Below are 14,350 nucleotides of genomic sequence, written 5' to 3'. Positions count from 1 at the left end.
AAGGAGAATGGAAATGAGCTTACAGTTGTTTAATCTAAAAGGTAAGGTAGCTGCTATTACAGGAGCTACAAGAGGGATAGGCAAATCAATGGTAGTAGCATTAGCGGAAGCGGGAGCAGACATTGCTCTCCTTCAAAGAAACCCGGAGCAATTAGACATAAAGAATGAAATAGAAACTCTAGGAAGAAAGTGTGTGATTATTCCCTGCGATTTGGAAGATCAAGATCAGGTGAAGAAAGCAATTCCAAATGTCATCAATCATTTCGGTAGAATCGATATTTTGATCAATAATGCTGGAATTCAAAGAAGGTCACCTTCTATAGACTTTTTAGAATCAGACTGGGACGATGTGATTAATATTAATCTAAAAGCCGTATGGCTTCTGTGCCAGGAAGCTGGTCGATACATGGTGCCTGAAGGACATGGGAAAATTGTGAACCTGGCTTCTTTACTTTCATTTCAAGGGGGGGTTACCGTACCAGCTTATGCGGCCGCTAAAGGTGGGGTGGCTCAGTTAACGAAGGCGCTCTCAAACGAGTGGGCAAAACATAACGTGAATGTGAATGCGATAGTCCCAGGTTATATTGCAACGGATATGAATACGGCAATATTAGAAGATGCTACCCGAAACTCCCAAATATTAGATCGTATTCCAGCCGAGAGATGGGGCGATCCAGAAGACTTTAAAGGTACAATTTTGTATTTAACTTCCGCGGCGTCTGATTATGTACATGGACATCTATTGGCAGTAGATGGAGGATGGTTAGGTAGATAGAATGAGAGAGGCAGAAAAGTGTTCCGTTTATCGATAGTGGATAAACGGAACACTTTTTGTTCGATCAAACAATCTTCGTTTCTTGATAAATATTGGTCTTAAAAAGTTGGATTGCGGGAATAGTCAGAAAAAAGGAGAGTGCTAAATATGAAGAAGGTAGCCGTTATAACAGGTGGTGGATCTGGAATTGGAGAAGCCGCAGCTAAACGCTTTGCAAAAGAAGGCCTTCGAGTTTGCTTATTTGATTTGAAGGAAAGTCGAGCTGAACAAGTGAAGGAGTCGATCGTAAAAAATGGCGGAGAGGCGTTTGTCCTTGATGTGAATGTGGCCGATGAAGAACGAGTTACATATGGTTTGAAGGAAGTTGTTAACAAATGGGGACGCATTGATATTCTGTTTAACAATGCAGGAATTAATGGCACACTGAATCCGATTGAAGAAATGAAGGTTGATGAGTGGGATCAGACGATTGAAACAAATTTAAGAAGTACTTTTCTAATGGTGAAACATACAATCCCTTATATGAAAGAAGATGGAGGGAGTATCATTATTACTAGTTCCATAAATGGCAATCGGACTTTTTCGAACTTCGGTATGTCTGCTTATAGTACTTCAAAAGCAGGACAGGTAGCCTTTATGAAAATGGCTGCTCTTGAACTAGCTCAATATCACATTCGCGTAAACGCCATTTGCCCTGGGGCAATCGATACGAACATTGATCAAAACACAGACAAAAAAGATGGTGTAGAAGAAATTGAAATTCCAGTAGAATATCCTGAAGGAAGTCATCCGCTTGAGCAAAAACCAGGTTCGTCACAACAGGTGGCAGACGTCGTTTACTTTCTAACTTCTGATGCATCCAGTCATGTAACAGGGACAGAGATGTATGTAGATGGGGCGGAATCGCTGTTATAATGACTAGCTGCTCGGGTTTCTTATTGACGACGCTCATTTGTCAGCTTATCGTTTAGGGTGAGGTGAAGCAGATGTTTACTAAAGTGCACCATGTTGCGATTATTTGCGGAGATTACGAAAAATCAAAAAAGTTCTATGTAGACACACTCGGTCTTAAGGTTATCGAGGAAACTTACAGAGAAGAACGAAATTCATACAAACTTGATCTTGCCGTCGGAGATCATACAAGAATTGAATTATTTTCATTCCCGAATGCGCCAGAGAGACCAAGCTACCCTGAAGCAATGGGATTAAGACATATCGCTTTTGAAGTATTAGACCTTGATAAGACCGTTAATCATCTAACAGAAAGAGGAGTATCTTCTATTGAAGATGTAAGAGTGGATGAGCTTACAATGAAGCGCTTCACCTTTTTCAGTGATCCAGATGGTCTACCGATCGAGCTGTACGAAAAATAATGAAATTTTCTAAAAATAAGTTGATTACTTCCAAATCCTGTGGCAAAATAGATCTTGAAAGCGTTTGCTGGGATTTGGAACAGTTAGCTTATTTTTTTATTTGTAACTGCAAACGGTTTCCTAAAATTTACGGTTTTGTGCAAACGGTTTCACTAATCGTATTTTCAAGGGGGAAAAGGATGAAAAGGGGTAATCGAAGGAGATTTTCACTGTCACTCGTCGTCGTTCTGTTGATTCAATTGCTTGCTGGAGCTATTCCTGGAGCAGTGAAAGCGGCAGCAGTTAGTCCTCTCATAGACGGATCATCAGCTACGTTTATTTATGAAGGAGAAGGGAGCGAAGAATCGGTCCTTGTTGCAGGTGATTTTACAAATTGGCAGGAAGGGGCACTTCCACTCGAGAAGGTAGATGACGTCTGGGAGTTAACGATAGATGGTCTATCCGATGGACTTCATCAGTACAAATTTATCGTGGGAGATGAATGGATGAAAGATCCTTTAAATCCAAATGGTGGCGATAATAGTACCTTTACGATTGGCGAGGTGACAGACGAACGAATTGTCACCCTTGTTGGCGATTTGCAGGACGAGCTCGGTGCTTCAAAGGAATGGGATCCAACAGCTGAGGAAACAAAGATGGAAGCCATGGGAGGAGGATATTATGAATTCTCTGGTGAACTTCCAGCAGGGAGTTATGAATATAAAATAGCGATCAATCAATCTTGGGGAGAGAGCTATGGTGATGGTGGAAACAATCTTAAATTAACGCTGGATGAGAAAACAAAAGTAACGTTTTATTATCATGATGGAACACATGCGATTGCAGATTCAACTACTTACACACCGCTAGAAGAAAAATCACCTAGACTTGTTGGCTCGATCCAGCCTGCCATTGATGCAGGAGCAGAGTGGAGCCCTGATCAGTCAACAGCGCTTCTGACTGATGATCAATTTGATAATGTCTATTCCTTTACGACAAGCGTACCAAAAGGGAATTATGAGTATAAAGTGGTACTTGGCGATAAATGGGGAGACGATTATCCTGCAGAGAATGCAAAGTTGAACGTCATTGAAAAGGCAGACGTCACGTTCTTTTTCAATGCCGATTCAAAAGAAGTAAGCACAGATTATAGTGCTGAAGGGTCAGATGGTGCAGTAAATAAGGCAAGTCTTCTACATAACTCATGGGAAGAAGCTTATCGTGCTCCGTTTGGTGCTGTGAAAGAAGGAAAGTCGGTGACGCTACGTCTAGCAGCAAAGAAAGATGATGTAGCGAAAGCCGACCTCTACATCAAGAATCAAAATACGGGTACAAGCAAGCTGATCTCAATGGAGAAGGCAGCCACAAATGATGGGAAAGATTTTTGGGAAGCGAAAGTAACGCCTGAAGAAAAAGGACTTTACGGCTATAAATTTATTGTGCGTGATGGTTCAGCAAAAGCGGAGTATGGAGAAGATACGAAGCAAGGAGCGGCTGGAAAAGCAGTTGATACGAATGCTGAACTTTATCAATTAACGGTCTTCGACCCAGGATACGAAACGCCAGACTGGATGAAAGAAGCTGTTGTGTATCAAATTTTCCCTGATCGATTTAATAATGGAAATGAAGAAAACGATGATGCAAAGGAAACCGCACGTGGTCATGAACCAATTGAGCACCAGGAGTGGGGAGAGCTTCCCGATAATCCAAGGCTTTCGGACAGTGCAGATTATGATGGAGATAAGATATGGAGTAACGATTTCTTTGGTGGGGATATCCAAGGCATTCAAAAGAAGCTTGATTATATTCAATCCCTTGGTGTAAATACCCTTTATTTAAATCCAATTGCGAAGGCAGCATCAAATCATAAATATGATGCAGCGGATTGGAAAACGATTGATCCAATGTTTGGAACACCTGAGGAATTTAAAGCATTTACCGATGAACTTGAAAAACGTGACATGCACCTGATTATGGATGGCGTATTTAATCATGTTGGGGATGACTCCATCTACTTTGATCGCTATAGTAAGTACGATGTCGTTGGGGCTTATGAATATTGGTCTCGTATTTATGACCTAATGAATGACGAGGACATGAGTGAAAAAGATGCGAAAGTAGAAGCACGAAAACAGCTTGAAAAAGAAGGCCAAACGTTTAATGACGAATATGGCTTTCATAACTGGTTTAATATCAAAAATGAAAAAGTGGAGGATGAGAATGGGAAGGAACGCTACGACTATCAGGCGTGGTGGGGATATGATTCTCTTCCTGAAATCAAAAGCGTTGAAGGAGACGCAGTTGATTATGATAGTGAGTTAAACAATGAGAAATTCTCTGATTACATTATGTATGACAAAGATTCTGCATCGAAATCATGGTTAACAAATGGGGCTTCCGGATGGCGCCTTGATGTCGCAAATGAAGTCGATATGGAATTCTGGCGTGAGTTCCGTGATGAATTGAAATCTGAAGAAATGGCCGGTGCCGGAGCAACGCTGAAGGATGGGGAAGAGCCGCTGATTCTAGGTGAGATCTGGGATGACGCATCAAAGTACTTCCTTGGGGATCAATATGATTCCGTGATGAACTATCGTTTCGAAGGTGCTATTCTTGATTTCTTGAAAAATGGGAATGCAGCAAGTACAGATGAGAAGTTGATGGCAGTACAGGAGGATTACCCTGATGAGGCGTTTCATGCGCTCATGAATTTAATGGGGTCTCATGATACGCCGCGTGCAATCTATGTACTTGGTGGCGGAACTGACACGTATGAACGAGCTGAGTTTGATCCGAATTACGATCACGAGCTTGGCGTGCAGCGCTTAAAGCTAGCTGCGGTTCTGCAAATGGGTTACCCAGGTGCCCCAACGATTTATTCCGGTGATGAAGCAGGTGTAACAGGTTCTAAAGACCCTGATGATCGTCGCACGTATCCGTGGGGAGATGAAAATGCAGAGTTAGTAAAGCACTATCAAGCTGCAGGAGCTGTTCGTACTGAAAATGCAGATCTTCTTGCATACGGGAAGCTCACAACCCTGCATGCAGACGGGGATGTCTATGCATTTGCTCGTACGAATGATGAAGGTGCAGCAATCATTGCAGTGAACCGCGGTACTAAGGCGCAAACGATCGAGCTAAATGTGAAGGAAGTTGTGAAAAACAACATATCATTTACAGATGGACTCGCGAAAGATGACAGCGTAACGGTGAAGGGTGGCAAGGTTTCGGTAACGATTCCTGCGATGACTGGCCGCATGCTAATAGCTGACGAAGGTCAGAATTTTGAGCGACCAAAAGCGGCTAGCGATTTGAAAGTTTCTGCCGGAGAAGGAAGCGCAACCCTTTCTTGGACAGGAGATGCAGCGAAATACAAAGTGTATCGCTCAACGCTACAAGGGGCGATGTATGAAGAAGTGAGTGTAACGGAAGACAAGGAACTTACCGTTGATGGATTAACTAATGGCCAATCTTACTTTTTTGCCGTAACGGCGATCGATGAGGATGGCAATGAATCGGTAAAAGTGGAAACGAAGGAACCAACGATTCCGCACATCGAGTGGAAAGAAGGAAAATACGAAATTTCTTCAGTTTCAGTCATTGATGATCAAGTGTTGGATCTATCAAACACTTTCGCAATCGAAGCTAGTGTAAAAATAGATGGCGCAACGGAATCAGGCCTTGCAGAAGGATTAATTGGAAAACTTCAAGTGAAGCGTGACGGTGAGTGGCAAGAGTCTAAAGCGACTTACACAGGACAGGAAGAAGAGGCTAATGGATTTAAAGCGGAATTCCGCCCAATTGAGAAAGGAACATACGCTTACCGACTAGCTTTTTCAACTGATCGTGGGGCTACGTGGAAAACAACGAATACAGAAGAAGTCACGTTCTCTCAAAATGAGGATGATACGAAGGCCCCTGCAGATGCTGTGAAGCTTGAAGAGCCGTTAAAGGAATCTGGACAGGTAACATTAAACTGGGCACTTGAAGGAGCAGACAACCCTTACTTATTAGCGGTTGAGCGGGATAGTCAAACGGTTGAACTTCTAGATAATGCAGAAGCAGTGACGTACACCGACTTCGCTGTTGAGAACGGCAAAGCGTACACCTATCGCATCGTAGCGTATGACAAAGCTGGAAATCAAACCGCTTCTAATAAAGTAACGGTAACTCCGGATATTGTGATGGTAGACGTAACATTTAAAGTGCATGCGCCTGACGATACACCGCTTAGCGCAAAAGTAACGATGCCTGGTGATCAAAATGGGTGGAGTACAAGTGCATGGGAAATGTCTCGTAATGGAGCGGTATCACCGGATTGGGAACTACAAAAATCTTTCCCGGAAGGAACGGTCTTAACGTACAAATATGCAAAAGGGGAGTCATGGGATCAGGAAGGACTTGCCGACCATACGCGTAATGATAAGTCTGATGATGACGTCAGCTTCTATGGTTACGGAGCAGAAGGTACAGATCTTAAAGTGACGGTAACTAACCAGGGCAGTAATAAAATGGTTGTACAAGATGAAATTTTCCGTTGGATCGATATGCCCGTTGTCGTAAACTCTCCTGAAAATGGTGCCGTTGTGGAAGGCGATACGGTAACTTTTAAAGGAAATGCGATCAAAGAAGGAAACCTAACAATTAATGGTGAGAAAGTAAAAGTGAATGAAGATATGACGTTCACACATGAAGTAAAGCTAGTAAATGGTGAAAATGAAATACCAATTACAATTGAACCATCTGAAGAAAATAAATCTAAAATTTTCAATAACGATGGTGGAGCGATTGGAAAGAATACGAAGAAATATACGTGGAAAGTAACATCTGATGCTGGTGAAGCGGAATCGAAGGAACCAGTGAGGATATTTGGAGATAATCGCTATGATACAGCTGTTGAGATCTCAAAAGAAGGCTGGGACGAAGCGGATACTGTTGTTATTGCACGAGGAGATAACTTTGCAGATGCGCTAGCAGGGGCACCACTCGCGTATAAATTAGATGCACCTATTCTTTTAACGCGTGAAAAGGGGCTTGAGAAATCGGTCATAAACGAAATTAAGCGCCTTGGTGCGAAGAAAGCGATTATTCTTGGCGGGACATCAGCCGTACCGAAATTTATCGCATATCAGTTAGAAGGACTCGATTTGAAAGTGAAACGAATCTATGGAGATGATCGTTTCGAAACAGCTGCTAATATCCAGGCGAGTCTTGGTGGCAATCCTGATAAAGCTGTCGTAGCAAGTGGAATGAACTTCCCTGATGCTCTTTCTGCGGCATCTTACGCAGCAGAAAATGGTTATCCAATTCTGTTTACAAAGCAGGACGTTGTGCCAAAAGCAACGGAAGTAGCCCTTCGCAGTGTCGACCAGGCGATCGTCGCTGGTGGTGAAGCAGTGGTTAGTGAGAAAGCGTTCAGCAAGCTACCGGATGCGAAGCGCTATGCTGGAGAAAACCGCTTTGGTACAGCGGCGTCAATTGCAACTGAACTTAACTCATCTCAGCAAGTGTTCATCGCAACAGGCATGGACTTTGCTGATGCGTTAACAGGTTCTGTTCTAGCTGCCAAACAAGGTGCAGCGATGCTTCTTGTAAAGCCAGATGAATTGCCGTCTGAAACAGCTGAAGCCATTGAAGAACTAAAAGCAGATACGTACACCATTTTAGGTGGAGTCAATGCGGTTAATGATGATGTGGTGGAGGGATTGAAGTAGGCAATGCTTAATGGGGTCAGGCTCGCGCCTGACCCCATCAAAAGACAAAACACCAAAAAGTGTCCGCCACAGGTGGACACTTTTTTCGTTGCAAATGAACCTTGAATTGCATTGAACCTATAGTGGATAAGGGTTTAACGGTATGGGGTGAATGAGGGGGTCAGGTACGTACTTGACCCCCTCATTCACCTCTATTACCTCCCTCTCCATTTTCCTTCTAATGAATTAAAAAATATTTCTGAATAATTTACAAATTAACTATTCCCAAATTCTTGAAAGGTGGTATACTACAATTATTAACCCCGATATGGTAGAAATTCCCCATTTTCCTTACTAAAGGAGCAATTCGAATGGCTCGTAAGAAACGCAATTGGTTCCCTGGTGCTAAGTACCATATTATCTGTCGAGGGAATCGAAAAGGACCACTTTTTGAAGAGCGTATTGATCGTCTGAAGTACTTATTACTTTTAGAACAAGCTCGTCTCGTTTTTCCGTTTCGCCTACACGCATACTGTCTCATGACTAACCATGTGCATCTCTCCATCGAAACCTTCGATCATCCCCCTGGTGAAATCATGAAAGTGATCAACTCCAACTATGCAAGATATTTCAACGACAAATATGAGTACACAGGACATGTCTTTCAAGGTCGCTATTTCGCTGAACTTCTCGATTCGATTGATTATGAAATTGACGTGAGTAAATACATCCACCTTAATCCAGTTAAAGCTCGTATGGTAGTAAAGCCAGCGGACTATATGTGGAGCAGTTATCGTGCGTACATTTCTGATCGCAAGAATCCACACGCTTTCCCGGATTACATACTCTCACTTTTTCAGGAACCTTCCCGGGAAGCTTACCAGCTTTATGTCGAGAATAGTGAATCCTCAACACCACCAGATCTTGTTAAACAATGGCCAGAGCGAAAAGGTAGCAAAGTGTATGTGCTCTCCAAACTTCCAGAGTAACGATGGGAAAAAATCCTGCCATAAAAATTAATCACGAAAGAGAAGTGAACGAATGGAGCGCTGGATCTGGCTAAGTTCGATTCCGCATGTGGGTCCGGTGACACAAAAAAAGCTGTTGACCGCTTTCGGAACTCCTGAACGAGTCTATGATGCCTCTCTCTCTGAACTTCAGAATGTCCGTGGAATCTCTCGTCTTGCACGCGAAGCAATAATGGCTACCCGTTCACTTGAGAAACCAAAGCGCATTCTCGAACTTGTTCAGCAAAAGGAGATCTGGCTATTACCCCGAGATGACCCGCTTTACCCTGTTTATGCAAAAAATGTTCCTGAATCGCCCGTTCTCTTATATTACAAAGGTCATATCAAGCCAAGCTTACCTTCTGTCGCAATAGTTGGTTCCCGTTCTTGTTCTAATCAGGCGCGACGTGCTGCGAAAGAGTTATCCACCAAACTCTCAAGCCTGAACATCCCTGTTATTAGTGGTCTCGCTAAAGGAATCGATCATGCTGCTCACACTGCCTGCCTCGCAAATTGTGGGCAACCGATTGCTTTTGTTGCAAATGGAGTTGATACTTGTTACCCGAAAGAGCACCGCTCGCTCTTCGAAGCAATATCAATTGAAGGCGCTGTCATATCGCAGTATCCACCTGGCACAGCACCTACACCAAAGCAATTTATTCAGCGAAATGCGTTAATCAGTGCATGGTCAAGTCATGTCGTGATTATGGAAGCTAAAGTGAAAAGTGGTGCTATGACGACAGCTCACTTTGCGCGGAAGCAAGCAAGAAACGTCTCTGTTTTCAATAGCAATGATGCTCGATTTAGGCAGGGGACAAACTGTCTAATGAAGCAAGGTATACGTCCTTATATTGATTTTCATTCAATTGAAAACGAATTAGAAAACCCACATACTCTTGAGTCACCAAACTAGTATACTCTCCGCTAGACTAACGTGTAATGATCCCTCAAGGATCTTCAAGATCATCTCCCCGACTAGAGCATGATGGATCCAACCCATCAGGGAAGAGATGTAAGAAAGAAGAAGATAAACCTGCCTCTTAACCATCCAATCGAGCCATCGATAGGGTGGTTTTTCTTTGTGATTGGAAACTAGTACTTTAGACTAGTATGTGAGCAGAAAATGAAAGAGTAAGGAAAAATGAAATCTATCGTTATATATTAATTTCACCGTTTCTTTACAATGTGAAAGATTGAAGAAAGAGTTTTCTAGGAACAATTAGTGTCCCGTGAACGCGGACAAAAGCAGCGAAAACAGCGGTTTTGTATGTGAAGGGGGTCAGGCTCGCGCCTGACCCCTACCACAAAATGAAAGCGCCATCTAAATTTAGACAATTTACGCTATTTTTACACATCTGGGTCAAAAGTTATTGTATACTGACAATTGGTGGTATCATCACCAAAATTCGACTACATATCCGGGGGGATGAAATTTGAAACGAAGGTCAACCAGTCGTTTTATTAGCTTTGCGCTAATATTCTCAATGGTTCTTAGCTTTTTCGCGCTTCCTGTTTCTCAGTATGCTTCAGCAGCTGAAGACACATTTCAGGACTTAATCATTTCAGAATACATTGAAGGTGGGAGCTTCAACAAAGCGCTTGAACTTTACAATGGAACAGAAAATGAAATTGATTTAGCAAACTACACTCTTGAACTTTACTCCAATGGGGAGACCACTCCACAATATTCTTTACCATTAGAAGGTAAGCTTGCCGCTGGAGAAGTCTTTGTACTTGCCCACGAAAAATCCAATCAGTCAATTTTAGATCAGGCTGATGTAACAAATCAATCCGTCGTTAATTTTAACGGAAATGATGTTGTTGTCCTCAAAAAAACAGACACTGTTATTGATTCTATTGGCCAAATTGGTTCAGCCGGCGATTTTGCGAAAGATATGACGCTTGTTCGTAAAGGTTCAGTTAAATCTGGTGATACAGATACTACTGATGCAGTAGACATTACGAAAGAATGGACTCAATATGCAAAAGACACGACTGACTACCTCGGTGCCCACCAATCTGACGGCACAGCTCCAGACCCAGATCCAGAACCTATCGAACTCTCAACAATCACTGATGCTAGAAAAGTAGAAAACGGTACAAAAGTGAAAATAAAAGGCATTGCCACAGCATCCTTTGAAACTGGCGGCCAAACGAACCTGTTTATCCAGGATGACACTGCTGCCATTATTGTGCGTGCTGCAGGCATTACGGCTCAACCAGGTGATGAAGTAACTGTAGAAGGCGCCATGTCAGATTATTATGGCATGCAGCAAGTACAAACTAGTGCCTCTAATGTAGCCATCACAACGGAAGACAAAGGTATCCCGTCCCCTCAGTCACTCATATCCACTGATCTTTCCAAAGATAACGGTGAACAGCATGAAGCTGCATTCACACAATTTAATGATGTCACTGTTAAGTCAGTCGATGGCAATGGTAATTTCACTGCTGAAGACGCTTCAGGTGAATTTGTCATTAAACCAACAAATAAGTCTCTACTTGAAGTAGGTAAAACCTATGAAATTCTTAAAGGTGTTATTGACTACAACTTTAACGAATACAAACTCGTAACTCGAAGCGCAGCTGACGTTATCGAAACAGCTTTCTCAGTAACGGCAAATCCTGCATCAGGATCTGTTATTGAAGGCACGATGGTGAAGCTTGCGACAGCAGAAGAAGGTGCGACGGTTCATTACACAACAGATGGTAGCGAACCGACAGCTGAAAGCACAGAATACACAGCGCCAATTGAACTAACTGAAGATACAACGATTAAAGCCGTAGCAGCCAAAGACAATAAATTAAGTGAAGTCGCCACTTTTGATTACACTGTTTTAAAGTCTGCTGATGGCATTAGCATTCACGATATTCAAGGTTCAGACCACACTTCTCCTTATGAAGGAATGGCTGTTACGAAAATTGCTGGGATCGTTACGGCAAAAGACGGCAATAACGCCTTCTACATGCAAGAAGTAAATCCTGACGATAGCAACTCCACTTCAGAAGGAATCTATGTTTATAAAAGCGGCGGCGCTGGCGTAAACGTTGGCGACAAAGTAGAAGTAGACGGTCAGGTGAAAGAGTATAAAGAAGGTGGTTATAGTGACGCGAAAGACCTTCTAACTACTCAAATTACTGCCTCTTCCATTACAGTTGCTTCTTCCGATAACACATTGCCAGAAGCGATCGTAATCGGAACAGACCGCACGCCTCCAACTGAAATCGTAGAAGATGACGAAATGAAATCTTTTGATCCTGAAACAGATGGACTGGACTTTTATGAAAGTCTTGAAGGAATGCTTATTGAGATTCCGGATGCAAACGTAACAGGGCCTGTGAAATACGATGAGCTTCCTGTATACGTAAACACAAGTGAAGATCAACTTCTTACTCGTGCAAACGGACTGCTGCTTTCAGCAGAAGATCCAAACCCTGAACGTCTCTTAATTGACGTTGAAGGTATTGATATTGACGTAACGACTGGTGATCGTCTCGATGGCTCCGTCACTGGAATCGTGAGCTACGATTACAGTAATTTCAAAATCCGTCCAACGGGCACATTCCCATCCGTGATTGATGGTAATACAGAACGTGAAGTAACGAAAATGGAGTCATCAGAAGGCGATCTAACTGTTGCTTCTTATAACATTGAAAACTACTATCCTGGTGTTGGGGAAGAGAAAACAGGCAAAATTGCTGAATCGATTGTAAAGAACATGAAAACACCAGACATCGTTGGTTTAGTCGAAGTACAAGATAACAATGGTCCTACAGATAACGGCACGACAAGTGCAAACGAATCTTATGAAGCGATTATTCAAGCGATTGAAGAAGCAGGCGGCCCAACATACAAGTTTACTGAAATCGCACCTGAGGATAAAACAGATGGCGGACAGCCTGGTGGAAATATTCGCGTTGGGTTCATCTATAATCCTGATCGCGTTAATTTCTCTGAGAAGAAATCTGGTGATGCAACAACTTCAGTTGGCGTCGATGAAAACGGACTAACGCTTAATCCTGGACGCATTGATCCAACAAATGAAGCGTTTGAAGATTCCCGTAAATCACTTGCTGCTGAATTTGAATTTAATGGTGAAAAAGTGGTTGTTGTAGCGAACCATTTTAATTCAAAAGGCGGAGATGGCGCACTCTTTGGCGCTGATCACCCTGTTGTTTTAGGAAGTGAAGTACAGCGTGTGAAACAGGCGTCCATCTTAAACAATTTCGTAAATGACGTCGTGACGAACATGGATAATGGCAAGGTTGTTGTTCTAGGTGACTTGAATGACTTTGAATTCTCAAAGCCAATCCAAACGCTTGAAGGCGACGTACTAACGAATATGGTCAAAAAGCTTCCAACAGAGCAACGCTACTCCTACAACTATCAAGGAAATGCGCAGGTGCTCGATCATATTCTCGTATCGAACAATCTAGCAAACCGTACGATGATTGATAGCATTAACATTAACTCTGATTTTAGTGAAGCAGATGGCCGCGCAAGTGATCACGATCCAATGCTTGCGAAGATTCAAATGAACAACAGCGTTGACCGCACTTCAGGAGAAACACGTTATGAGACTGCGGTTGAAGTTTCGAAAAAGGGATGGGAAAGTGCTGAAACAGTAGTGATCGCAAGAGGCGATAAGTTCCCGGATGCCCTTGCAGGAGCACCGCTTGCGTACAAATATGATGCACCAATCCTTTTAACGGAACAAAACAAGCTAAACACTGCTACTAAGAAAGAAATTAAACGTCTTGGCGCGAAAAAAGCGATCGTTCTTGGTGGAACATCCGCAATTTCGTCTTACACAGAATATGAACTAAAAGGCCTTGGGCTGAAAGTTGATCGTATCGGAGGAGAAACGCGTTACGAAACAGCTGTGAACATTGCAGCGAAGCTTGACGGGACGCCTGAAAAATCGATCCTGGCGAATGCCTTTAACTTCCCAGATGCCCTATCTGTTGCATCTTATGCAGCCAAAAATGGCTATCCAATCGTACTAACGGATAACGACAAGCTTCCTGCTGTGTCGAAGAAAATATTAAACACAACAGACGAGCAAATTGTCGTTGGTGGAAAAAGTGCAATCAGTGAAAAGGTTGTAGACAGTCTTTCCAATGCCGTTCGAATTAGCGGAGATGACCGCTATGCAACATCAGCAACGATCGCAACCGCTCTAACACCAGATGCAGACACAGCTATAGTAGCAACAGGAATGAAGTTTGCTGATGCGCTTGCTGGTTCAGTTCTTGCTGCGAAAGAAGATGCAGCGATCCTGCTCGTTAAGAAAGATAAGGTTCCAGAGAAAATTGCTGAAGCCATTAACGAAAATGACATGCACAACTTCCACATCCTTGGTGGCACGAATGCTATTAGCGACGACGTAATGAATGAACTAAAGAACAACTAAACTGGGAAAAAGGCGGGAATTCTCCGCCTTCTCCTTTTCTATGAAACTAGTTATAAAGTAATGTTTTGAATATGTTAACTATTGTGACAAAAAGGAACATTCACCTAGT

The 14,350-nt window shown here is 42.8% G+C and carries 7 protein-coding genes; all 7 read left to right on the top strand.

Going from position 1 to position 14,350, the window contains the following annotated elements; all coding sequences use genetic code 11:
• The first annotated feature begins 13 nt into the window (after positions 1 to 13).
• The gene (locus tag AC0VYH_RS20620) at positions 14 to 775 is read left to right on the top strand and encodes an SDR family oxidoreductase (RefSeq protein WP_475373067.1); all 762 of its coding nucleotides are present in this window, start codon (positions 14 to 16) and stop codon (positions 773 to 775) included.
• Between the two features lie 147 nt (positions 776 to 922).
• Positions 923 to 1,690: an SDR family oxidoreductase gene (locus AC0VYH_RS20615; protein WP_475373066.1), complete on the top strand. Its 768-nt coding sequence runs from the start codon at positions 923 to 925 to the stop codon at positions 1,688 to 1,690.
• Between the two features lie 71 nt (positions 1,691 to 1,761).
• Positions 1,762 to 2,148: an SMU1112c/YaeR family gloxylase I-like metalloprotein gene (gloA2, locus tag AC0VYH_RS20610; protein WP_475373065.1), complete on the top strand. Its 387-nt coding sequence runs from the start codon at positions 1,762 to 1,764 to the stop codon at positions 2,146 to 2,148.
• Positions 2,149 to 2,327: 179 nt separating this feature from the next.
• Positions 2,328 to 7,841 (top strand): alpha amylase N-terminal ig-like domain-containing protein, encoded by a 5,514-nt coding sequence (locus tag AC0VYH_RS20605; protein ID WP_475373064.1) that lies wholly within the window; start codon positions 2,328 to 2,330, stop codon positions 7,839 to 7,841.
• 350 nt (positions 7,842 to 8,191) lie between these two features.
• The gene (locus tag AC0VYH_RS20600; protein WP_475366130.1) at positions 8,192 to 8,809 is read left to right on the top strand and encodes a transposase; all 618 of its coding nucleotides are present in this window, start codon (positions 8,192 to 8,194) and stop codon (positions 8,807 to 8,809) included.
• Between the two features lie 52 nt (positions 8,810 to 8,861).
• A complete protein-coding gene (locus AC0VYH_RS20595) occupies positions 8,862 to 9,740 on the top strand; it encodes a DNA-processing protein DprA (protein ID WP_475373063.1) in 879 nt (292 codons plus the stop codon).
• A gap of 520 nt (positions 9,741 to 10,260) precedes the next feature.
• Entirely contained in the window at positions 10,261 to 14,241 is a 3,981-nt protein-coding gene (locus tag AC0VYH_RS20590; RefSeq protein WP_475373062.1) for a cell wall-binding repeat-containing protein, read from the top strand.
• The last annotated feature ends 109 nt before the right edge of the window (positions 14,242 to 14,350 follow it).

It is taken from the genome of Anaerobacillus sp. QJM3NY_32 (genome assembly GCF_056173645.1).
Note: the sequence above shows the minus strand (reverse complement) of the source record. Positions and strands in the feature narration are given on the sequence as shown.

Coding starts and splice junctions, on each gene's coding strand:
- AC0VYH_RS20620 (WP_475373067.1), top strand. CDS start 14: ATGAGCTTACAGTTGTTTAATCTAAAAGGTAAGGTAGCTGCTATTACA.
- AC0VYH_RS20615 (WP_475373066.1), top strand. CDS start 923: ATGAAGAAGGTAGCCGTTATAACAGGTGGTGGATCTGGAATTGGAGAA.
- gloA2 (WP_475373065.1), top strand. CDS start 1,762: ATGTTTACTAAAGTGCACCATGTTGCGATTATTTGCGGAGATTACGAA.
- AC0VYH_RS20605 (WP_475373064.1), top strand. CDS start 2,328: ATGAAAAGGGGTAATCGAAGGAGATTTTCACTGTCACTCGTCGTCGTT.
- AC0VYH_RS20600 (WP_475366130.1), top strand. CDS start 8,192: ATGGCTCGTAAGAAACGCAATTGGTTCCCTGGTGCTAAGTACCATATT.
- AC0VYH_RS20595 (WP_475373063.1), top strand. CDS start 8,862: ATGGAGCGCTGGATCTGGCTAAGTTCGATTCCGCATGTGGGTCCGGTG.